General features: G+C 41.6%; 19 protein-coding genes. 16 read left to right on the forward strand and 3 right to left on the reverse strand.

Annotated elements, in window-relative coordinates:
- Positions 1-42: 42 nt before the first annotated feature.
- Positions 43-1,437, reverse strand: a complete 1,395-nt coding sequence (locus tag HI950_RS27275; protein ID WP_169087307.1) for an MATE family efflux transporter — start codon at positions 1,435-1,437, stop codon at positions 43-45.
- Between the two features lie 97 nt (positions 1,438-1,534).
- Positions 1,535-2,251, reverse strand: a complete 717-nt coding sequence (locus HI950_RS27280; RefSeq protein WP_169087309.1) for a FadR/GntR family transcriptional regulator — start codon at positions 2,249-2,251, stop codon at positions 1,535-1,537.
- A gap of 116 nt (positions 2,252-2,367) precedes the next feature.
- Here HI950_RS27280 and HI950_RS27285 point away from each other — a divergent pair, with 116 nt between their 5' ends.
- The 13 genes from HI950_RS27285 to HI950_RS27345 all read left to right on the forward strand — a co-directional run bounded on the left by HI950_RS27285 (position 2,368) and on the right by HI950_RS27345 (position 17,569).
- Positions 2,368-3,783: an FAD-binding oxidoreductase gene (locus tag HI950_RS27285; protein WP_169087311.1), complete on the forward strand. Its 1,416-nt coding sequence runs from the start codon at positions 2,368-2,370 to the stop codon at positions 3,781-3,783.
- Positions 3,776-5,137 carry a (Fe-S)-binding protein gene (locus HI950_RS27290; RefSeq protein WP_169087313.1) on the forward strand — a complete coding sequence of 454 codons (1,362 nt, stop codon included), beginning with the start codon at positions 3,776-3,778 and terminating at the stop codon, positions 5,135-5,137. The genes HI950_RS27285 and HI950_RS27290 overlap by 8 nt, the downstream gene beginning before the upstream one ends.
- A 107-nt stretch (positions 5,138-5,244) precedes the next feature.
- Positions 5,245-6,108 carry a MurR/RpiR family transcriptional regulator gene (locus HI950_RS27295; RefSeq protein ID WP_054026685.1) on the forward strand — a complete coding sequence of 288 codons (864 nt, stop codon included), beginning with the start codon at positions 5,245-5,247 and terminating at the stop codon, positions 6,106-6,108.
- 571 nt (positions 6,109-6,679) lie between these two features.
- Positions 6,680-7,585: an N-acetylmuramic acid 6-phosphate etherase gene (murQ, locus tag HI950_RS27300; RefSeq protein ID WP_169087315.1), complete on the forward strand. Its 906-nt coding sequence runs from the start codon at positions 6,680-6,682 to the stop codon at positions 7,583-7,585.
- A 59-nt stretch (positions 7,586-7,644) separates the two neighbouring features.
- Positions 7,645-9,099 (forward strand): ABC transporter substrate-binding protein, encoded by a 1,455-nt coding sequence (locus HI950_RS27305; protein WP_169087317.1) that lies wholly within the window; start codon positions 7,645-7,647, stop codon positions 9,097-9,099.
- Between the two features lie 106 nt (positions 9,100-9,205).
- A complete protein-coding gene (locus HI950_RS27310) occupies positions 9,206-10,108 on the forward strand; it encodes a carbohydrate ABC transporter permease (protein ID WP_169087319.1) in 903 nt (300 codons plus the stop codon).
- 17 nt (positions 10,109-10,125) lie between these two features.
- Positions 10,126-10,986, forward strand: a complete 861-nt coding sequence (locus tag HI950_RS27315; RefSeq protein WP_169087321.1) for a carbohydrate ABC transporter permease — start codon at positions 10,126-10,128, stop codon at positions 10,984-10,986.
- Entirely contained in the window at positions 10,986-12,206 is a 1,221-nt protein-coding gene (locus HI950_RS27320; protein WP_169087323.1) for an anhydro-N-acetylmuramic acid kinase, read from the forward strand. The genes HI950_RS27315 and HI950_RS27320 overlap by 1 nt, the downstream gene beginning before the upstream one ends.
- On the forward strand, positions 12,207-13,178 hold the full coding sequence (locus tag HI950_RS27325) for a GNAT family N-acetyltransferase (protein WP_223285530.1): 972 nt from the start codon (positions 12,207-12,209) through the stop codon (positions 13,176-13,178).
- Between the two features lie 2 nt (positions 13,179-13,180).
- Positions 13,181-13,885 carry a PIG-L deacetylase family protein gene (locus HI950_RS27330; protein ID WP_169087325.1) on the forward strand — a complete coding sequence of 235 codons (705 nt, stop codon included), beginning with the start codon at positions 13,181-13,183 and terminating at the stop codon, positions 13,883-13,885.
- Between the two features lie 31 nt (positions 13,886-13,916).
- Positions 13,917-15,059, forward strand: a complete 1,143-nt coding sequence (locus HI950_RS27335) for an exo-beta-N-acetylmuramidase NamZ family protein (protein WP_169087327.1) — start codon at positions 13,917-13,919, stop codon at positions 15,057-15,059.
- Between the two features lie 17 nt (positions 15,060-15,076).
- Complete coding sequence (locus HI950_RS27340; protein ID WP_169087329.1) at positions 15,077-16,639, forward strand: glycoside hydrolase family 3 protein; 1,563 nt, start codon at positions 15,077-15,079, stop codon at positions 16,637-16,639.
- A 12-nt stretch (positions 16,640-16,651) separates the two neighbouring features.
- Positions 16,652-17,569 (forward strand): N-acetylglucosamine kinase, encoded by a 918-nt coding sequence (locus HI950_RS27345; protein ID WP_169087331.1) that lies wholly within the window; start codon positions 16,652-16,654, stop codon positions 17,567-17,569.
- 111 nt (positions 17,570-17,680) lie between these two features.
- On the opposite strand, the gene HI950_RS27350 is transcribed toward HI950_RS27345, so the two are convergent.
- The gene (locus tag HI950_RS27350; protein WP_169087333.1) at positions 17,681-18,889 is read right to left on the reverse strand and encodes a GNAT family N-acetyltransferase; all 1,209 of its coding nucleotides are present in this window, start codon (positions 18,887-18,889) and stop codon (positions 17,681-17,683) included.
- A gap of 584 nt (positions 18,890-19,473) precedes the next feature.
- On the opposite strand from HI950_RS27350, the gene HI950_RS27355 reads away from it, so the two are divergent.
- From HI950_RS27355 to HI950_RS27365, 3 genes are read left to right on the forward strand one after another with little or no spacing between them, the layout of a single operon-like run.
- A complete protein-coding gene (locus HI950_RS27355) occupies positions 19,474-20,097 on the forward strand; it encodes a hypothetical protein (protein ID WP_169087335.1) in 624 nt (207 codons plus the stop codon).
- 14 nt (positions 20,098-20,111) lie between these two features.
- Complete coding sequence (locus HI950_RS27360; RefSeq protein WP_169087337.1) at positions 20,112-21,665, forward strand: dynamin family protein; 1,554 nt, start codon at positions 20,112-20,114, stop codon at positions 21,663-21,665.
- Positions 21,601-22,728 (forward strand): adenylate kinase family protein, encoded by a 1,128-nt coding sequence (locus tag HI950_RS27365; protein WP_169087339.1) that lies wholly within the window; start codon positions 21,601-21,603, stop codon positions 22,726-22,728. The genes HI950_RS27360 and HI950_RS27365 overlap by 65 nt, the downstream gene beginning before the upstream one ends.

Consider the following 22,728-nt stretch of genomic DNA (forward strand, 5'->3'; position numbering starts at 1 on the left):
ACATATCAATATGATTTAAGAGTCTCTCAAAATTGGTAGCTTTCATACAATCTTATGCTTATACCACGCTTCTCCCTTAAATCGTAATCCAAAGATTATGCCTCGTATTGCCCATTCCGTAACCATTGCGATCCAAACCCCCATAACACCAAGCTGAAGCGAAATTCCCAATATGTAGCCAAGAATGACTCGGAATAGCCACATGGTGAGCAGCGAAGTAATCGAAGTGAATTTCGAATCGCCAGCCGCACGTAGAGCAGAAGGCAATATAAAGCTCAAAGACCAAACGATAGGCTGAGCTATAGCGATTAATAGAATGAGCTTGAAGATGTCTGATACGATTGATTCAGGTGGCGAATACAGGTTAATTAGCCATGGGAAAATGAGCAATAAGATAGCAGTAATCGACACGAAAAAGACACTTGAAAGCACTAAGAATGATTTAATAAACTTTCTTGCATCGGCGATATCTCTCCTCCCCATGCATTGTCCAACTACTGTAACAATCGCTACACTTAATGCAGTGCCTCCGATTTGGAATAGCATAGATAATGAATTACTGATTGCATTGACCGTAATCGGCAATGTGCCGAGCTGAACGATATAGGTTTGCGTAAGCAATTTACCGCCATTGAAGAACAATTGCTCCGCTGCAAAAGGAAGACCGATAAACATAATTTTTTTTAATATTGAAACATGTAATTTAAGCGCGTTTTTAAGCTTAAAGCGTAGTGTATGATTGTAACGTAAAAGATAAATCAGTGATGCAACAGCACCTAGTATACGAGCGCAAATTAAGGAAATAGCTAGCCCAAGCACACCCATATCCAAAATGGTAATGAATAATATGTTCAAGATAAAGTACGACAGGTTTAAGATGACAGACAAGACTAGACAAGCTTTTGTCTCAGACACCCCTCGCAGGGCTCCGACAACACCTTGATAGATTGCGAAAAAGGGATAGGAGATACAACTGCCAATTAGAAATATTTTCGCATTAGAGATAACATCAGAATCAGCACTGCCAAATAAAAAGTCTATGATAGGCGAATGAAAAATGATAACGAGCGCGCATATTACGATGGAAAGCGTAGCGACAGATGAGATCGCCTGAGTTGCGGCACGAGATGCCTGCTCTTGGTTTCGACTGCCTGTGTATTGAGCGACAATTACAGTTCCACCTGTTGAGATCGCAATAAACACGCTAATAATGAAAATGTTTACCGATTCGACCATGCTCACTGCACTAACTGCTTCAACGCCTGAGGAGCTGACCATTGCTGTATTCAAAATGCTGATTAATATAATGAAGGCAGAATCCACAAAGATCGGAATGATCATCGAAAAGATTTGTTTGTAGTCCATCGATGCTCCTGTGAAATATTTATTAAGCAGGGAAATAATTGGAATTTTCAAGTGAGTATTCAATTTTAGCATAATATCATCTCGTTTCAGTCGGGCTCATCTAAGAATTGACAAAAATAAAGCCAAATATAGAACTGCAGTTCTATATTTGACTCTATATTGAACAGAATTAATCTTGAATGGCTCTACGTTTCAGTACATTCTCGACTTTATGCAAATGAGCTTGAATTAACTGGCTGGCAAGCTCGCTATTTTGAGCTAATATTGCATCATATATGGATTGATGCTCTTTTAAGAGCAGTGTGGAAGAGGACTTGTCTTCGAAAAACCACAGCTGACGAGTTTTCCCCATTGTTTCGGTTAGCTTACAAGTAAGTGAATTCATTAATGTATTAAGCAGTTCATTATGTGAGGCAGCTGCTATAGCTAGATGAAATTCGATATCCGCATGTTCACTCATTTGCGTATTGTTCATTTTGAGCGCTTGCTCCATTTGTTTAATAATTTGCTTTAACCTCTCGATATCCTTATCATTTCGACGCTGGGCAGCGAATGCAGCACTACCGCTTTCAAGCCAAATACGAACTTCCAGTATCTCTTTTACATTTTCCGATTCCTCGAATGGATCACGCGAGTTACTTTGTGAGGCAGGCAATACTTTATTGACAAAGGTACCTCCGCCATGCTTAACATCTATCCAGCCTGTAGCCTTTAATGCGCTCAATGCTTCACGAATGGTGGAGCGACCTACTCCAAAGGAGGTACTAAGGTCAACTACGGACGGTAGTTTTTGACCAGGCTGTAAGAGGCCTTCCTCAATTTGTGAAAGAATGGCTCTTCGCACAAGCTCATGTCCTTTTTCAGTTTCTACCTTTATCGGCTGCATAGAGCTTTTAACCTCCCGAAGATACAACTATAGACTATACTGTACAACTTTATTACACTATAATCAACATAAAGTCATCAGATGACCTGCTCACTTTTACTATGGAGGAATCGATCATGTTGAATGAAGCTGTAGTTAAACAAATACGAGAGATTGTAGGAGAAAAGTTTTTTCGGACAGATCAGGAGGCGTTAATCGCACATTCCTATGATGGAACGCCGATGTTACAGGCTTTGCCTGATGGCGTTATTTATCCAGAATCAACAGAGCAAGTTTCAGAAATTATGAAAATAGCTAACAGCAATCTTATTCCGATTGTAACAAGAGGCTCGGGTTCGAATCTTTGTGGTGGTACAGTACCCTTGCATGGCGGGATTGTGATGGTTATGCACCGCATGAATAAAATGATTGAAGTGGATATGGAAAACTTAACGGCTATTGTCCAGCCTGGTGTAATTACTGGCCAATTTATTACACATGTTGAAGGGTTGGGACTGTTCTATCCACCAGATCCAAGCAGTATGAAAATTTCTACAATTGGCGGCAATATCGCTGAATGCTCAGGTGGTCTAAGAGGCTTAAAGTACGGAACTACGAAAGATTATGTACTTGGCTTAACTGCTGTGCTGGCAAATGGCTCAATCATCCGTACGGGTGGAAAATTGACTAAAGATGTCGCTGGGTATGATTTGACGAAACTATTAGTAGGCTCAGAAGGAACACTTGCCGTCATTACAGAGGCGATTCTTAAGCTTATTCCACAGCCAAAAACAAAGAAAACGATGGTTGCGATGTATAAAGACATTTATGGTGCAGCACGTACGGTATCTAAAATTATTAAAAATCAAATTATTCCAGCAACATTAGAAATATTGGATAATCCAACTATTCGGGTTGTTGATGATTTTGCGAAAATCGGTTTGCCACTAGATATGGCCGCGATCCTCATTATTGAGCAGGATGGTGAACCAGAAATGGTTGAACGTGATATTGAAAAAATACAACTTATTTGCAAGGAAGAGCAGGCGGATCGAATTGATGTAGCGGCGGATCGTGAAGAAGCAGAAAAACTGCTGACAGCTAGACGCAGCGCATTTACCGCATTGGCTCGCCTTCGCCCGACGACGATACTTGAGGATGCTACCGTACCTCGTTCTAAAATTGCGGAGATGATATTGCGTACAAATGCAATCGCCCAAAAATACAATGTGAATATAGCGACCTTTGGGCATGCAGGTGATGGAAATCTGCATCCAACTGCAACGACTGACGCGCGTGACCATGAAGAAGTGCATCGTGTTGAGGAGGCATTTGCAGAAATTTTTGAAGCTGCAATCGAACTCGGAGGCACGATTACTGGCGAGCATGGGGTCGGCGTTGTGAAAGCTCCTTATTTGGAATGGAAGGTTGGAGAAGCGGGAGTTGAAGTTATGAAAGGAATCAAAGGCGCTTTCGATCCATTGAATATTTTGAATCCAAGTAAGATTTTTGCTAAGGAAACGAAGAAGAGGGTGGTGGTGCAGCATGGCTAGTACTTCGGGAAAACCGGTAATCGAGCATTCTAATCCTCTAGCTCGAACTTTATTAGAGAAGCTTGACTATGATCAGTTAACAAATTGTATGCGATGCGGCTTCTGCTTGCCTGCTTGTCCGACATTCCATGAAACAGGCATGGAGCCTGCCTCTCCACGTGGACGCATTGCGATGATGAAGGCAGCTGTCGATGGACTAATGGTTCCAGATCAGCAATTCCAAGATCAAATGAACTTGTGCTTAGGCTGTCGTGCTTGTGAACCAGCTTGTCCGGCAGATGTGAAGTATGGTCAATTAATTGAACAGACGAAGGAAGCGATCGAGGAGCACGCAACTCATTCATTGCCTATTAAAGTTATTCGTAAGACGGTATTCAAAAATTTATTTCCGAAGCGTGGCAGCTTGAAGCTCCTTGGAGGTTCGCTTGCGCTCTATCAAAAATCCGGCTTGCAAAAAGTAGCGCAATCAACAGGTGTAATGAAGCTGTTTCCTAAGCAATTATCTGAGATGGAAGCTATTTTGCCATCCGCCAGTTCTAAGGGTGTAGTTGAGCGTCTCGGTACTTTTTATCCGGCAAAGGGTGAAGCAATCGCCAAAGTTGCGATGTTCCGCGGTTGTATCATGGATGTTATGTTCGCAGATACGAATGTGAATACCGTTGAGCTGCTGTCTGCTGCGGGCTTTGACGTATACATTCCTGAAAGTCAGGTATGCTGTGGTGCGCTACATGCTCATAGTGGAGAAATGAACGACGCTAGAGAACTGGCAGCTGTGAATATCGATATATTCAAACAGCTTAATGTCGACTACATTGTATCAAATGCAGGCGGTTGTGGTGCGCTGCTCGTTGAATATGACCATCTTATGCGGGATGATGAAAAGTATCGTGAGTCAGCAAAGTGGTTTGCTTCAAGAGTGGTCGATGTCAGCGCATTGGTTGTAGAAAAGGGACGTGTACCGAAATTTGCACAAAAAGAAAGTTCTCTACAAGCTGAGAAAATTAAAGTGACGTATCAGGACTCCTGTCATCTGCGCAATGTAATGAAAGGCTCGAGCGCCCCGCGTATATTAATAAAGCAAATAGTTAACGCTGAATATGTTGAAATGGTCGAATCTGATCGCTGCTGCGGCTCTGCTGGCATATACAATGTCGTACAGCCTGAGATGGCAGGTTCCATCCTTGAGCACAAAATGGAGCATGCGAACAACACACAAGCAAGCTTTATGCTAACGAGTAATCCAGGCTGTCTGCTTCAAATGAAGCTTGGAATTGAAAAGCATAAACCCGATCAGACGATGAAGGCGATGCATATCGTTGATTTTTTACATGATCGAATGATTTTATCAGAGTAATAATATTAATTTTTAGTGTGCCAAAATGTTCTTTGCTATTGAAATAGGTTGTCTATATTGTTTATGATAATATTGAAGGTGTTAATTAAATCTTGAGTAGGTAGATTATGAGTTTAAATGACAACATATTAATTAAGATTCGTGAAATGAGAGAAAGTTTTACTCCAGTTGAACGATTGGTTGGAGATTATATTTTAGAAAATAAGGAAGAAATCCCTCATCTATCGATTAAGGAATTGGCTCAATCGAGTAAAACAAGTGATGCATCTGTCCTTCGTTTCTGTAAGACGATGGGTTACAGCGGATACCGCAATTTTATTGTGAGTATATCAGCTTCTTTGGGTTCTCGTGATGAGGATCCAAAGGCTCAATATACCGATATTCAGCCGGGCGATGATCTCTCGACAATTATTTCAAATATTTCATTGAATAATTGCAAGTCCATTGAGGACACGCTTAGTGTCATTGACCGAAAAGAAATTGCAAGAGCTGTAGAATTACTATGTCATAGCAAACGAATTGTTTTCTTTGGAATAGGTGCCTCAGGAATAGTTTGTATGGACGGGGAACAGAAGTTCTCACGAATTAATAAGATGTGTCATGCCTATACGGATGGTCATAGTCAGCTCACAGCAGCAACTTTACTTGAGAAAGATGATGTTGCCATTTTCATTTCTAACTCTGGAGCAACTAGTGATATTATTGATGCGCTGATAATTGCTCAAAAGAACAAAGCGAAATGTATTGCGATTACGAAGTACAATAAAAGTGAGCTTGCAGTGCGAGCGGATATTGTTCTTAGCATATCTACACCTGAAATAACAATTCGCAGTGGCGCTATGGGCTCACGTATTGCTATGCTTACGATCATCGACATATTATTTGCTGGTGTCGCAAGTGCAGAATATGAGGAAGTAAAAACCTACTTAACAAAAACACATAATATATTGAAGAAAAAACTCAGATATTAGATTCTGATGGAATGAATTTGGAAGAAAGCATTGATCATAGATCATTGCTTTCTTTTTGTATTTAAAGCACTTATTTTTATATCTAACATAGTATTTCTCAATCTATGTCAGATTAGCTACATAGTGATTGCTTTTAATTTTAGCAATATACTGATTAGTTTAATTCGACAATTGAAAGCTTAGCACACTATTTAATGTAGAAAATTAATAAAAATTGTAGGCAAAACGTCTACCGGTTGATCAGTGATTGTGTAATTTCATGCTTCATTTGGATCGGCAATCAGCATATAAGACAGCGTTTTCCTTTTTCAGGAATGCTATAACGATAGTATTGTAAGCGGTTAACGAAAATTTAAATAGCACCTTGTAAGCGGTTTATAAATGTGATATAACAGAGTGTATAAGATATTGGAATAAAAAATCAGAATATTATTTCTTATTGAAATTTTATTTCAAAATCTATTGACGGATTGAGGGTAATGTATTAGTATGAAAAAATAATTCATGTGAATTTACCTAACACATCCCGTAAATTATATGTGAAATTTAACTAACAAGAAGGAGGATGACTATGAATGATTACCTTGCGGGATTAACTACAGAGGCTGTGAATCCAGACACATTAATGATTGATGAATGTACGACGGAGCAAATGGTCCAGTTAATGAATCAACAAGATGCTCTGGTCTCCGCAGCCATAGCTGCGGAAATTCCGCAGATTGCAAAGGCGGTAGATGTTCTACACCATAGGTTGTCTAATGGTGGAAGAATGTTTTATATAGGAGCTGGCACATCAGGAAGATTAGGTGTTTTGGATGCTTCAGAATGTCCTCCTACCTTTGGCACAGATCCTTCCTTAGTACAGGGTTATATCGCTGGTGGTGATATTGCTTTGCGTAGCGCGGTTGAAGGCTGTGAAGACGATGTTGATGAAGGGATCGCATTAATCGAAAGCATCGGTGTAACAAACAAAGATGTACTTATTGGGATTTCGGCAAGCGGCAGTGCAAACTATGTTATTGCAGCTTTAACGAAAGCAAAGGAGCATGGAGCAGCCACTATCGGTGTTTGTAACAACAAAGGCTCAAAGTTTGAACCAATTGTAGATGTTTGTATTTCACCCGTTGTAGGGCCGGAGGTCATTAGCGGCTCGACTCGATTAAAGGCAGGAACTGCTCAAAAGCTGGTGCTTAATATGCTGACAACATGCACAATGGTCAAGTTAGGGAAAACGTATAATAACTTAATGGTTGATCTAAAGGCAAGTAATTTTAAGCTAGTAGATCGCTCAGTCCGTATTATTATGAATACGACTGGTGTAGACACATCAACCGCCGCAGAAACACTTGAAAAAGCATCTATGAATTGTAAGTTGGCAATAATGATGATTAAAACGGGGTTAGATGCAAAGGAAGCAGAACAAGCACTTAACGCGAATGGAGGACGCTTGAAACAAGCAATCTCGTCATTGGCTTAGGTGGAAAAGAAATGGAATAACTAGATTGATGCTTTTAAAAATTGAGGAGGCTACTATCGATGAAAAAAAGATCACGTGTATTAACTCTATTTTTGTCAGTAATCATGATGTTATCACTATTATCCGCTTGTGGAGGAAACGGAAATAACAATCCAGATTCTACGAATTCCGGAAAAACAGGCAGCAGCAACAGTGGCTCTGAGCCCAAAAAAGATACGATTACTGCATTATTACCTCCAGTATCGGCTAACTACCAAGCACGTTTTGCCGATATGGAAAAAGAATTTAATGAATTGTATCCACACCTAACTTTGAAAATCGAACCAGCGAGCTGGGAAGATATGACACAAAAACTTGATACTCAAGTAAATGCGGGTTCTCCTCCAGATGTCGCTTGGGTTGGTTCTGCAGGAATCTCTAAATATGCAGCACTAAACGTTCTAATTGACCTTAATGCTGCACTTTCAGATGAAGTTAAAGCAGATTATGATGAAGTTGCAATGAAATACTTCCAATTGGGCGATTCTCAATATGGCCTGCCTGCGTACTTGGCCATTCATTCTATCGGTGGTAACAAACAGTTCTTAGAGAAAGCTGGTATCGACTGGAAAAATGTTCAACAAAACGGTTGGACATATGAACAATTCCGCGATGCAATTCGTAAAGGTGTTGTTAAAAACGATAAAGGCGAAACAACGCAATACGGTTTCGTTTTCGCAACATCTGGTGTTACATCTAAGGACTATCTAGGTATTATGGCTAAATCGGCTGGTTTGCCAGACTACTTTGATGAAAACCTTAAGTTCTCTTACACAAGCAAAAACTTCTTAGGTCTACTTGAAAGTATCCGTCAAATGATCGATGATGGCTCAATGCCTAAAGAACTAAGCTCTATCGATGCAGGTAAGCGTTGGAACATGTTCTTAACTGGTCAAACCATGATCACCGGTAAAGGTCTAGCGAGCTTTGAAAACTCTGCTCGTCTAAACAATGAAAAAATTAAAGCAAATGATGGTTCTGCAGTAGCGGATTCAATCGAAGCTGAATACATTGCGCTTCCTGTTCCTACATTTAACAGTGCTGATTACATTCCTACAGCTGTTGTTGATGGTTACATTGGGCTTCGTGGCAAAAAAGATCCTACTGAAGAGCATGTTAAAAATATTGGTTTAGCCATTAATTTCCTATCTTCCGGATCAATTGCGGCTAACTACAGTAATGAGCTGTTCTTAACACCAATTACAGAATCTGCACGTAATGCTGCAGTGCTTGAAGAATATCCTCGTAATGAAGATAACGTTAAAGCAGACCAAATCATGATGTCTAAAGCTGTTCCAGCTCGTACAGATATCCCAACTGATCTAGCTGCTGAAGCCATTAAAATTGAAACGGAAGTCATCATTCCTAAACTACAAGCATTACTTGCAAACGAGATTACTCCACAAAAAATGTATGATGCAGTTAAAGAAGCAGCAATTAAATCCTTCGGTGAAGATGGTATTGTAGTTGACTAGTCTGTCATAAATGAGCATGTGAAAGCTGTACGTAGCTAGAACGTACAGCTTTCCTTCTAAATTTAGTCTAGTGCTTGTACTTTTTTAAGAAGAGAGGTGCGACCCAATGAATCAAACGTTGACAAAAAGAAAAAAATTGAAACTCGAAAGTGACACAGGTTGGGGATACGCGTTTATCGCAGTAGCACTTATTGCGTTTTCTTTATTTACCGCATATCCAGTAATTAATGCTTTTATTATCAGCTTACAAGAATATCGTCCATTAGGGTCCACTTATGTCGGCCTGGAAAACTTCGTTAACTCATTTTCAGATGAACTTTTCTGGAAAGCATTGAGAAACACATTAGTGTATACGCTACTAACTGTTCCATTTAATATTTTTCTATCATTCTTAATTGCAATTTTGATTATACCTTTCAAGAAAAGAACACAAACAATCTTTAAAGCAATATATTACTTGCCAGCTGTAGCATCAGGTGTAGCGCTTGCTGTTGTATGGCTGTGGATTTTCGATCCGTTAAAATCAGGTATTGCCAATCAGGTTGTAGGATTTTTTGGAATTACGAATCAAAACTGGCTTGGTTCCAGTGCAACTGCCATGTTTTCACTTGTATTAATGTCGTGGCTATCAAGTCATGGTACAGCCATAATTATCTATCTAGCTGCATTACTCGGTATTGATAACAGCTATTATGAAGCAGCTGAAATTGACGGCGCGACTTTCTTGCAAAAGCTTTGGTTTATCGTCGTTCCTTTCCTTAAGCCAACAACGCTATTCCTACTTGTTACAGGTGTCATTGGTTCCTTCCAAGTATTCCAAAACGCTTATCTTATGACAGGCGGTGGACCAGACCATGCAACAACAATGGTAGGATTGTTAATATTTAACAATGCGTTCACATATTTTGAGTTTGGTGAGGCAGCAGCACAATCATTACTTCTAGCAGCGATTATCGCATTTATTTCATATCTTCAATTTAAGTTTTTGGGTAAAGATATAGAATACTAGGAAAGGGGCAGGATACTATGGGTTTGTTCAACAATAACATAAGAAGCAAAGGGTATCTGTTCGTCCGTAATGGTCTAATCATTACGTTCCTTATCCTATTTGCCGCAGCTACCATTTTCCCGATTTACTTTATGATCATTTCCTCGTTCGGTGATCCGGTAGAAGCCGGTGCAATGAGCTATTCTATCATCCCGTCGAAGATTTCATTTGAATCATATAAATTCTTCTTTAATTTCAGCCCACATTCATGGGATTGGTTAATGAACTCATTTATTGTGGCAGCGTGTATTACGGTATCTAACGTATTCTTTGCTACACTTGCAGGATATGCTTTTGCAAAAATGAGATTTAAAGGGAAAAACATTTTGTTCGCTATTTTGCTAGGATCTATGATGATACCTGGTCAAGTAACACAGGTTCCACTATATATATTGATCGTAAATATTTTTGAATTACAAAATACGTATACAGCGTTGATTATGCCAAGCATAGTAACGGTGTATAACATTTTCTTGGTTAAGCAGTTCATGTCTTCCATTCCAGTTGAAATTATTGAGGCTGCTAAAATCGAAGGTTGTTCTCAACCTAAAATCTACTGGCATATCATTATGCCTCTATCCAAAACAGTGATGGCCGTACTAGCTATCCTAACGTTCATGGCAGCATGGAATGACTTCTTCTGGCCATTCCTAGTAACGAATACAATGGATATGCAAACGATTCAGGTTGGCTTGAAAAACTTCCGCTTTGCGAATACTACTTACTTTGCACCAATGATGGCAGGTGCAACCATTTCTGCAGTTCCAATGTTTATTTTGTTCTTCAGTTTACAAAAATACTTCCTTGAAGGGGTAACGGTTGGAGCGGTGAAAGGTTAATGGACAAACAATCAAAAGTCGAAGTAACATACTTGGTTGGCTTGATGTCTGGTACATCAGTAGATGGTATTGATGCAGCGGTAATTAAACTTTCTCCAATGCCGGAAAAAGAGCATGGAGTAGAGATTGAATTACTGGCTTTTGAGAACACTCCTTTTCCGATGCAAGTTAGAAACGCAATATTTGAGCTTTTTGATCTGGCTAACGCTACGATTGATAAGGTTGGCACATTGAATATGTGGCTTGGTGAATTATACGCCCAAGCCACATTATCCGTTATAGGGAAATGTGGACTTGCGCCATCACAAATATTTGCAGTAGGATCACATGGTCAAACGATCTATCATGCACCGGAAGAGAATATTATGGACGGATATAACCTGCATTGTACGGTTCAAATTGGCGATGGTGCAGTTATCGCGAATCGCACAGGAATTCCTTGCGTATCAGACCTTCGAGTCGCTGACATGGCAATGGGCGGACAAGGAGCGCCGTTAGTACCATTTACTGAATATTTATTGTTTAACAATCCAGAGAAAACACTTCTGCTGCAAAACATTGGAGGAATAGGAAATGTGACTGTTCTTCCTGCAAATGCCTCGCCGGAACAGGTATTTGCTTTTGATACTGGTCCTGGAAATATGATTATCGATGGGCTTGTATCGCAATTATATGCGCCAATGACGATGGATGTTGGCGGTGGAATTGCTGCGAGCGGTCAAGTGATTGATGAGCTTTTGAAATGGATGCAGCAAGATGAATATTATACGATGCCTTTGCCGAAATCGACAGGCAGAGAACGATTTGGTAAACAATACGTTGCACTAATTAATGAATTGATGGAGGCTAATAACTGGAAAGCTGAAGACGTTATTGCAACAGCTACACACTTAACAGCATGGAGCATCGTCGATAGCTATGAACGTTATATTGCGCCACAGTATCAAGCTCAGCAATTGTTAATTGGTGGCGGTGGTAGCTATAACAAAACGTTATTGCTTGATTTGCAGCAATTATTTGCACCCTATAAGGTGCAGGTGCTGACGCAGGAGGATATCGGAGGCAATAGTGATGCTAAGGAAGCAATTGCTTTTGCTGTGCTAGCGTATTATACGATGAAGCGCTTGCCAAACAATATTCCACCAGTAACTGGAGCTTCTCAGCCAGTAGTAATGGGCAAAATTTCTTGGCCCTATCTTGGACGTTCACAGGAGGTTTGAATGATGCAAATCAGACCCTTTTCAATGGAAGATCTTTCTGCAGTTGTAGAGCTTTGGAATCGAGAGGCTACAAAATATGACTACAAATCATTTGCAGAGCGAGAGTTTCAAGACACATTCATTGATCATCCTTATTTCGATGCTCAATGTATATGGGTAGGCTGTAATGAAAAAGGTATTGTTGGTTTTGCAGCTGGCTGTACTGGTGATGATCTCCCGCTTGGAGATGTGGCCGGCTATATTACGAGTGTTATTATTGATGCCGATGTCGCTTTTCTAGAACTTTACGATGCTTTTCTATTAGGTATAGAAAAAAGATTCCAACAACTTGGGAAAAGCCAAGCGGAAGTATTGTTTTTTAACCCCATTAAGCTGAAATGGAATATTCCAAGTGCGCCGCAGCATGAGCACAATAATGCCCCAGGCATCAGTAAGGACCAGCCATTATACGACGCTTTAATCGCTAGAGGATACGTGGATCGAGCGACGCAATGCGGCATGTACTTAAGACTCGGAAACTTTACTGTTCCTGAAGATATGATAAGCAAAGAAGATAAAGCAAATCGTAAAGGCTATCATGTTACTCCTTATGCCCCTGCTTTGCATAATGGGCTTGAAGCAACGCTTGCTGCCCTGCAAAATCCGCAGTGGGAAAAGGATGTTGTATCGTGTGTGAAGGATGGCGCACCTCTCGTAGTAGCTGTGAATGGGAACGAGGTTGTTGGCTTTGCAGGTCCGATTATTTCACAATCCAATGGTCGAGCATTTTTTTGCGGTATCGGTGTTCACCCAGAGCATGAGGGTCATGGTCTCGGCAGTGTATTATTTTTCCGAATGGTCGAAGCTTTTCAAAATGCGGGCTGTCAATATATTTCTTTATTCACTGGCAGTAATAATCCGGCTCTTCGAATCTATCAAAAAGCAGGATTTAATATTGAAAAACAATTTTCTATATTGCGGAGGGAACTATAAAGATGAGCGAAAAATTAACCGTATTAGCAATTGGAGCGCATGTTGGTGATGTGGAACTAGCATCCGGTGGTGTACTGGCTAGTCATAGTTTAAAGGGAGACCGCATTGTGACACTAGCATTAACTGCAGGTGAAAGAGGTGTGCCAGCAGGACAGGATATGGAGGAATACCGTCAGCAAAAAGTGAAAGAGGCGGAAGTATTTGCTGATAGGCTTGGCGGTGAAGCCATTGTATTTGATTATTGTGACGGGGAGCTGCCTGACAATCAACAAGTTCGTATGGAGGTTTGTGATGTTATTCGTCGCGTGAAGCCAAACATTATTATTACACATTGGAAAAACAGTATGCATAAGGATCATGCGCTAACGCATCATATCGTTAACGATGCTCGTTTTTTCGCAAGCCTGTCATCCTTTGAACGGGATCTTCCTGCTCACTTTGCAGCAAGACTATATTATTCCGAAAACTGGGAAGATGCTGTTGATTATGTCCCTTACCTATACGTGGATTTCGATCAAGCGGCATATGATCTATGGATTGATGCTTTAAGCAAACATTGGTTTGTGACGAATAGCAAATCTTTCAAATATATGGATTACTATAAAGCATTAGCAGTTATTCGCGGCTGTGAAGCAAGAAAAACATATGCAGAAGCCTTTATGGTGCCTGCTGAAACGATGAAGGTTAGACAATCTAGTCTTTGGTAACAGCAAGAGATCAGCTAGGAGGCAACTTTAAATGGTGTTAAATGGAATCGATTCTATTACGAAGTATCGTCATTTGTTTGAGGGTAAGCGCGTAGGGTTAATTACGACACCGACAGGGCTTACAAAAGATTTTGAATCAACGATTACAATTTTACATGAAAACTTTAATCTTACTGCGATGTTTTCACCTGAGCATGGTGTTCGCGGAGATTTGGATGCAGGGGCACTAGTAGAGACGTATATGGATCCTTTTACGAATGTTCCGGTCTATAGCTTATACCGTAAAGACTCCAAGCGTTTAACAAAGGAAATGCTGGATGAAGTAGATATCGTTGTGTACGATATTCAAGATGTTGGTGTACGGTATTACACATTTATTTATACGATGCTGTATGCACTTGAAGATTGTGCTAAGGCAGGCGTGGAATTTGTTGTTCTTGATCGTGTGAATCCGCTTAACGGGGTAGACGTGGAAGGGAATATTTTAAAGCCTAACTTCAAATCATTTGTTGGAAATTACGAGCTAGCTGTTCGATACGGCCTAACAGCAGGTGAAGTAGCAATGATGGCAAATGATCAAATGAATTGGAATGCATCGCTTCATGTCGTTCGTTTGGAAGGCTGGGAACGGAGCATGTCCTTCCCGGATACAGAATTAACTTGGGTTCATCCTTCACTTGGGATGCCGCGATATGAAACAGCGTTATTATATACAGGTACATGCTTATTTGAGGGTACAAACTGCTCCGAAGGACGCGGTACATCGTTCCCATTTGAAATGATTGGCGCTCCCTTCATTCAAGCGCAGCAATTGGCAGATGAGATGAACGCCAAACGAATTCCAGGTGTGCATTTCCGTCCTGTTCATTTCAAGCCGGCGACATCTAAGCATACTGGCGAGCTATGTGGCGGGGTACAAATATATATTACGGACTTCCAAATGATGAAGCCCTTAGAGGTTGGCGTAACCTTATTATTCACGATAAGAGATTTGTATGAGCCATTTTCATTCCTGCCTCCTGTGAAAGAGGGCTCACGCCCATTTATCGATTTGCTGGGCGGAGACAGCATGTATCGTACGGAAAATATTCAAGCAAAGCAGCTGCTTGAACAGTTTGCAGAGGAAAGCAAGCAATTTGCAGAAATGAAACAGCAATATCATTTATATCGCTAGTGGATGGTGAGCAATGGATGAAAACAATAGAACAAATGAGCTTGCGCGAAAAGATCGGGCAAATGTTCGTAACAGGCTTCCCAACAACTGAGATATCTCCTGAGCTGAAGGAAGTAATCGAGCAGTATAAAGTTGGAAATATTATTTTATTTTCACATAATATCGAAAATAAATATCAATTAGGTGGGCTTGTAACTGAGTTGCAGCAATGGTTCACGACACATACAGGCATCCCAGGCTTTATTACGATTGACCAAGAGGGCGGTCGAGTTACTCGAATGCCTAAGGACGCGACAAATGTTGCTGGAGCAATGGCCATTGCTTCTTCAGGACGACCTGAAAATGCGTATGCAGCAGGTAGAATGACTGCCAGAGAATTGAAAGCATTAGGTATTAATTTCAATCTTGCGCCAGTGATGGACATTAACAATAATGCCTTGAATCCCGTTATCAACGTTCGCTCTTATGGGGATTCTGCCCGGAAGGTATCACAGTACGGGATCCAAATGATGAAGGGATTGCAGGATGGAGGCGTAATGTCCTCGCTTAAGCATTTTCCAGGTCATGGCGATACAAATGTCGATTCACATATTGGCTTGCCTACGATTGATAAAACGCTTGAGGAATTAGAGCAGCTTGAACTGCTGCCGTTTAAGGCTGCAATCGAGCAAGGCGCTCAGGCCATTATGAGCGCACATATTTTATTCCCGCAAATCGAAAAGTCCGGCGTGCCGGGAACGATGTCTTATACGATTATTACAGAGATATTAAAAGAGAAATTAGGATATAAAGGTTTAGTTGTATCGGATTGTTTGGAAATGGATGCGATTAAACGCTATTATGGTACTGCAAAAGGAGCGTTAGGAGCCGTTAAAGCAGGTATTGATTTGGTATTCATTAGTCATACGCCTAAAACGGTTAAAGAAGCGATTCATTTGATAGAAGAAGCTGTAGCAATCGGTGATTTGGATGAAGCGGTTATTGATACAGCTGTTGCAAAAATTTTAGCTTATAAAGCCCAATATGCGGCTATTGAGGAGCTGGATTACGAGATAGTTGGCTGCGATGTGCATCGCCGTGCGAATGATCTGATGCGTACGGAAACGATCTGCCGCATTAAAGGTGAGATTGAGCCCATTCAAACAGGTGATGAGCAGGTATTATTTATGGGCTCCTATTCCTATCGCACCGATCTTGCATCCAGCAGCGTGAATCAAGATCTTAGCTTCCCGCAATATATGGGTGAGCATTTTCATGCAGCGTATGAGATTATCGACATTGATCCGAGCGAGGAGCAAGTTAACGCTGCGCTGCAAAAGGTTGAAGGCTGCAAGCATGTTGTAATCGGCTTGTTCAATGCGCGTGAAAACAAAGGTCAGCTTGCGCTTGTACAGAAGCTGTTGGCAGCAGACTGTAAAGTAACGGCAATTACATTAGGCAGACCCTATGATTTAACATTAATCGAAGGTGAGTTCTGCGGAATTGCAGCATTTGAGTATACATTAGATGCATTCAAATCACTCATTCCAATCCTAAATGGTGAGCTTACACCAACTGCCAACATTACGATTCAGCTTTAGGGGGACATGAGTATGGCATATATCGTTGGAATTGATGGGGGCGGCACCAAGACAGCTGTCACAATTACCCATGACCAGGAAGATGCTTTATTAACCTTTACTGTAGGGCCTATTAATTATAATGGTGGTGATGCTGATGCTATTGCTGCCTCCTTTGAGGAAATTTTTAATCGAACGAAGCTCTACTGCACCAATTTAGAGGAAGTTACTCATATATGTATAGGAGCGGCAGGAGTAAGTAATCCGTTAGTAGCCCGTTTTTTGGAGAAGCATGTGAGAGATAATGATTACATGGGGCCATTAACGATTACTGGTGATCAAGAAACAGCATTATACGGAGCACAAAATGCGATGCAAGGCATTATTCTCATTGCCGGTACAGGATCGATTTGCTTTGGGGTGAATGAAAAGGGAGAGCAGCATCGCACAGGAGGCTTTGGCCATCTAATTGATGACGAGGGAAGCGGCTATTGCATTGGGCGTGATCTCTTGTCCATTTTGGTTCAAGCAGAGGACGGAAGAAAAACGAATACGATCATTCCAGCGCTAGTATACGAGCAGCTTGGGCTAAGTACTGTGAAAGAGATTATTGGCTTTGTCTATCATAAAAATACAACAAAAAAAGATATTGCGCAGCTCGCACCGATTATGACGACAGCATGCGAGAAGGGGGATGCGCAGGCGCTAGAGCTAGCGGAGCAATGTGGAGCCAGTCTATTTGAGCTTGTGGTGCCTGTTATTGAGCGGCTAGAGTTATATAAAAGTCCGATTGCAATTGCAGGAAGCGTGCTGCAAAAATCTCGTTTCGTAAAAGATGCATTAGAGCGAAAGCTTGCTCAAAGCTACCCGCAAACAAAGCTGATCTTGCCGATTAAGGATGCAGCCTATGGTGCTGTTTTGTTAGGAAGATCAAAAATGAATAACGATTAATAGTTAGCGTTATGCGAAATAAGGGTGTGTCATAAGTCCGAGCAGTTTTGGACTTGCGACACACCCCTTTTTTATAAGCCATTAAGCAACATCAGTCGAAATGAAAATGGCTTAAAATTTGTCGGTCAAATAAAACACGGCCTGCTGTTTCGGGAATAGAGCTTGCAAAATGTTAGCATGTTCAACGCTATCCTTTGTTGCGCCTGCCGCATTATAGCCGAACATCATATAAGTCATCAGATTACGTTCATCCACTTCTATCGGAACATAGGATTGAGCATGACTAACATCGGAAATGGAAAGCCGCTTCTGCTTGTAATCAAGGTATATATGATCCTCTCCGCATTGAAGCGCTATGTACAGTTCTTGATCTGCCATCAAGTCATTACCGTTAAGACGATGTTCCAATTCAGGCTGAAGCTTTTGGAATGTAGAATGTAGATTGATCATTTTCCACATCGCCGAATTAATTTGAATGGATTGTGCTTGATGTTGTTGATAATAGGAATATAGCTTATGATCCTCTGGCAGCATCGCTAATATTTGCTTTGCATTTGGGCGCAGCTGGCATAAGGCATGAAATAAGTGTTCAACACCGTCCGCGGCCTCGTTCAAATACATGAATTCATTGATAAATACTTGTTCAGTATCCTTCTTTTCAATAATGCCATAAGCTACAATTTTTTTATTTCTGTGAAGAAGCAGACAGTCTGCTTTTTTCCATTCCGGCCAGCTTATTAGATCATTCCAGTATGTTTCATTACGGACTACGGTATAGGTGCGATTCTGATTGAACTGTTCATATATGAAACGGATATCATTAAGATAACGAGGTTCAAAAGGAATGATTTCGTAACTGCTTTGCTGCTCGAAGCTTGCTTGCTTTTCAATGGCGTAAGCAGTCTCGGGAATAAGCCTCCAGCCAACCTTTTCATAAAACGCATGCTTACTAGCCAGAAGTAAACTTATATCATAATTGGTTTCTTTCATGTAGTCTGTTTGCGCATTAAGAATTTTGTGCGCAAGTCCCATTCCGCGATAATTTGGATCTGTACCGACGCTGCCCATTGCACCCGTTTTCAAGATCGCTTGACCGACTCTAATAGAAAGAGGAAAAATTTGTACATTAGCAGCAATCTTACCGTCGACCATCGCAAACCATGTTGTATCTGGCTCATATGCGCTGTCGAGGTCTAATCTTTCTTGGAAAAAAACTCGGCCTACTGAAAAGCATTTATCTAAAATATCGTAAATCTTTTCAAGCTGTTCTCTAGTTGGCTGGTTCGTTACGATGATATTTTTGTCTGGTGCTGTCGTCATCTTTCATTTCCTCCTACGTCGCAATGTTAGGGCGAATTTACATAGACTGAAAAAATGGGCTAATTATATTGGAAATTATTATCTTAATAAAAATATTAATATTGAAAATAATTTTCGTCAATAAAGGAGCGTGAACATCATATGACATCAATTGAAAATCAAAAAAAGTATGCGATCGAAATGACATTGGAGGAGCGAAGACGACGCCTGAAAAGGGTACTGATGATACGATTGAATAAATAGGATCGATATATTATTATACTAGACCGTTACCAATCTGGGCCGATTAATGGATGGCCGCCATTTGACCAAGGCTTTTTCTTGCCGCCCCTGCCAGCGTGTTCCTATAAAGGATTTTTTTGTTGTCAGCCTTAAGACGGAAATAGTCGTTTGTAATCAGGCCCATTTACATATGTTAGCTGAATTATTGTCATTTTTTATAGTCGACAATACTATTAATCATGTCGTATCATGGTTTTATAGGGATAAATACCCATGTCAAAAAGGCTGCTATTGATAGGCAGTCTTTTGTTTATATTATTTCCTTAATATCACCTAATCAATGGACTAGAGGGGCTTGAAGAATGACGACGAACGTGGAAAAATCGCTTATTCATATTCATGAAGCTAGCATGGTGCTACATTCAAATATGATGGATGCCGCTCAAGTGGCTGAGAAATCGTTAGTAGAGCTGGAAAGGCAGATTGAGCATTGCGTTTTCGTGAGCACCGAAAAAACCTCTCTGCAGATCAGTCAAATGGAAAGCAAGGTGAGGGATGAAATCGCTAAGCTGGCGAAGGAATCGACGGTTAAGTTATCAGCCGAACTTGAAAGGCTGAAGCAGTCCGCAAGCGAAATGAACGAGAGCGACAGGAAATTCATGTTTATGCTTAAGGAGCAGCATGACCAGGCCATTCACATTCATCGGAATGCCCTGGAGCAGGCTGAAAAAAAGCTAACACAGTTGGTGACCGTAGCCAGGAATGCGCTCCATCAGCAAATGAAGGATTTACAGCAAAGTCAGAATCATATAACATCGCAAATCAGTGAACTAAGCCATTCTATACAGTCGGTAAATGAGCTAATTCGAGAAAATGACCATTCCATTAGACAAGATCTAGAGAGCAAAGCGAAGAGAATGCAAGTCATTCAATTGAGCGGCTTCGTCGTGCTATTGGCCGCGATCATGGCAGGATTTTTCATATAGTGGGAGGGCTTCTTTTGCTAATCGTTTCATTCACAGGTAATGATGTTTTAATCCGAACGAAGGAATCGGACCGCTCCCTGCCTCCTATTTTTTACTATTTTAAGAAGCGCGTTATGCTGGGCGGGTACGTGGCCAGGGCAATCGATTTATTTCCGGAATATATCTACTCGGTTTATTCGGATCACGATGAGGAACGCTTGACGGCTTTTTTCCTGGAGCTGCATGAGTACATCGCGAGAGAGTACGATGTGCATGATTATCAAATATTGCTGCAAGCCGAGCACGGCTATTTGAAGAAAGCAGCAGCGTCTATTTTGCCGAATATACCCGTGAAGCTTGCAAATGCTCAGAGCGGCGGTAAGAAGGTGCCTGCGCTGCAAAGCATAAGGACGGAGCAAGTGTTATCCCAGATTATCGCCAATCATATCATCCGTTCGGGCCGGCTGCCAGGAGGCTTGTATGGGAAAATCAAGCGGATTCTCTTCATGAACATTAACCGTTATTTAAAGGAGTTGCTAGACCAAGGAAGTACGGCCATTCGTCTGAAAGCCGTAAGCCGCAGCGGGATCGTTCATACTGTTCAGCAAGAGGTGAATGTTGAAATCCCATCCATACGCTATTTGCTGCAACTGCACAAGCAAGTAGCCGCCAACGATGTGGAGCGAATTCGGGATCTCTATCATCTGTATGACGAGAATGCTAGTGTGACGTTCATCAGCCCGTTCTCCTATGGCAAATCAACGTTAATTAACGGCTTATTCGGAGAGAGCATGCTCGCGATGGATATACGAGCCGAGACAGCCATTATTACGAAGGTCGTAAGCGCAGACGAAAACAGGCTGTTCGTGAAATACGATAATGATCGCATTACGATGGAGAAGTTCGGAGATTACGCTGAGCTTAAGGAAAAGCTGTCTATGCTTTCGGGCGTAAGGAGTGCGGAGATACCGGCAGAGGTACAGATTCATCATACGCTGGACAGCTTTCCGGGGTTAACCATAGTTGATGCCCCTGGGCTCAACTCGAGACACGCCTGTCATAATGAAATAGCTGAGCAAGCCCTTAAAATGAGCGATCTGATACTGTTCCTCATTCATCCAGCTTCTATCGGGGATGCGGCTTTTTCGCGCCAAATGAAGCAGTTTCTGGAGATGATCAAGGAGAGTGGACAAAAGCACGGCTTCGTGCTGACGAAATGGGATCAGTACAGCAATCATTACGACAGCATCATCAAGGAGCTTGCCATTGTGCTGGATGAGGTGGATTCCGAGGCGGAGCGGCACCATGTTTTTTTCGTTTCGGGTTATTTCGCGCTTTACGGCAAACAGCTGCGCGATGAGAAAATCAACATTGATGAGGTGCGTAAAGAGGGAAGCATCTATGTCATTGAGGACGATGAGATTATAGCGGGACGACGTTTAGAGCAGGATCATGCCCAGGCGATCATTCAGCTTAGCCGAATCGGGGAACTTGAGCATTTCATTCTGGAAGGTGGCGATGGCGGTGGCGGTGCTGCAAACGAACTCCATATGGATTACGGAAAGCAGAAGACAGTTAGAGTCACTTGATAAGCTGCAGCCCATGCTGCGCTTTAAAAAGGCTGTTCTGAACGAGGAGTGCGACATAACGGAGCTGCCCTCGTATGATATGGTTTATTTCTTTATTAATCCAGCTCAGATCGGCAACGCTTTTTTTATTAAAGCGGTTAAGAAAGTGTTGGAGGTTCGGAAAAATAGTAAAACGCTATTTATAGCTGTCGATAATAGTCATCTGCTAAGTGACGAGGATCTGTATAAGGTCGAGCTTGAGCTTAAACGCTCACTTTCGTATTTGCTTTCGAATCCCGTCATTTTTACCGTTTCATCCTATTATGCTGCATTGCACAGGCAATATGTAGACGGAAAGCTTACGCTTGAGGAGCTAAGGCAGAATAGGGAGATCGTCGTGAAGGAGAAAGACGGGGCGCTTGTAACCGGTAAGCAATTGCAAGCGCATCACGCGGAGCTGCTGCTTGAGCTAAGCCGCATGGAGAAACTCTACCGACTGGTGCAGGAGGTTGCGAAAGGCTTAAAGGAAACAGGGATTGATGTTTCCAGAAGCAACTGGCTTGTGACCGGCCCGCCGAGTACGGGGAAAAGCCAGATAGCCCGGCTGCTTCAGACGCTGCAAGGCGAAGCTTTTCATGTAACGGACGCAGCACCCGAGCGCAAGGATCTTGGAAGCTACTATGACAAGCTCATCATCGTGTTGGATATGGAGGCGATGCGTGACGAAGCTTATATGGAGTATATTTTCTCCAAGCATGCCACCATGGATAAGATCGTTATCGCCAACAAAATCGATGAATTCATGTTCTATCAATCAAGCCGAAAGCAGTTCGAGCTGGAAGCGTTGGACATCCTTAAAGGCTATACAAGCGAGCGCGTTTATTTTGTGTCTGCTTATTATTATGAGCAGTTTTTGCAATTGGATCGAGGAGAAACGACTAGAGAGGCTATTATTCAAAATCCAGATATCGTATTAGCCGATGCTATTGGGCTGCCTATATCCAAGGAACGCAATAAAGCCAAGCTGGCAGAGTTGCTGTTCAACCATTCAGGCTTCAATCAACTATCACAATTGCAGGAGTGA

It is taken from the genome of Paenibacillus sp. PL91 (assembly GCF_012935325.2).
In the GTDB taxonomy this organism is placed as follows: domain Bacteria; phylum Bacillota; class Bacilli; order Paenibacillales; family Paenibacillaceae; genus Pristimantibacillus.

Bases quoted from the DNA above. Each gene is read 5' to 3' on its own strand.
- HI950_RS27345 (WP_169087331.1), top strand. From the start codon at position 16,652: ATGGCATATATCGTTGGAATTGATGGGGGCGGCACCAAGACAGCTGTC.
- HI950_RS27340 (WP_169087329.1), top strand. From the start codon at position 15,077: ATGAAAACAATAGAACAAATGAGCTTGCGCGAAAAGATCGGGCAAATG.
- HI950_RS27310 (WP_169087319.1), top strand. From the start codon at position 9,206: ATGAATCAAACGTTGACAAAAAGAAAAAAATTGAAACTCGAAAGTGAC.
- HI950_RS27290 (WP_169087313.1), top strand. From the start codon at position 3,776: ATGGCTAGTACTTCGGGAAAACCGGTAATCGAGCATTCTAATCCTCTA.
- HI950_RS27350 (WP_169087333.1), bottom strand. From the start codon at position 18,889: ATGACGACAGCACCAGACAAAAATATCATCGTAACGAACCAGCCAACT.
- HI950_RS27275 (WP_169087307.1), bottom strand. From the start codon at position 1,437: ATGCTAAAATTGAATACTCACTTGAAAATTCCAATTATTTCCCTGCTT.
- HI950_RS27295 (WP_054026685.1), top strand. From the start codon at position 5,245: ATGAGTTTAAATGACAACATATTAATTAAGATTCGTGAAATGAGAGAA.
- HI950_RS27325 (WP_223285530.1), top strand. From the start codon at position 12,207: ATGATGCAAATCAGACCCTTTTCAATGGAAGATCTTTCTGCAGTTGTA.
- HI950_RS27315 (WP_169087321.1), top strand. From the start codon at position 10,126: ATGGGTTTGTTCAACAATAACATAAGAAGCAAAGGGTATCTGTTCGTC.
- HI950_RS27285 (WP_169087311.1), top strand. From the start codon at position 2,368: ATGTTGAATGAAGCTGTAGTTAAACAAATACGAGAGATTGTAGGAGAA.
- HI950_RS27355 (WP_169087335.1), top strand. From the start codon at position 19,474: ATGACGACGAACGTGGAAAAATCGCTTATTCATATTCATGAAGCTAGC.
- HI950_RS27280 (WP_169087309.1), bottom strand. From the start codon at position 2,251: ATGCAGCCGATAAAGGTAGAAACTGAAAAAGGACATGAGCTTGTGCGA.
- HI950_RS27320 (WP_169087323.1), top strand. From the start codon at position 10,986: ATGGACAAACAATCAAAAGTCGAAGTAACATACTTGGTTGGCTTGATG.
- HI950_RS27305 (WP_169087317.1), top strand. From the start codon at position 7,645: ATGAAAAAAAGATCACGTGTATTAACTCTATTTTTGTCAGTAATCATG.
- murQ (WP_169087315.1), top strand. From the start codon at position 6,680: ATGAATGATTACCTTGCGGGATTAACTACAGAGGCTGTGAATCCAGAC.
- HI950_RS27335 (WP_169087327.1), top strand. From the start codon at position 13,917: ATGGTGTTAAATGGAATCGATTCTATTACGAAGTATCGTCATTTGTTT.
- HI950_RS27330 (WP_169087325.1), top strand. From the start codon at position 13,181: ATGAGCGAAAAATTAACCGTATTAGCAATTGGAGCGCATGTTGGTGAT.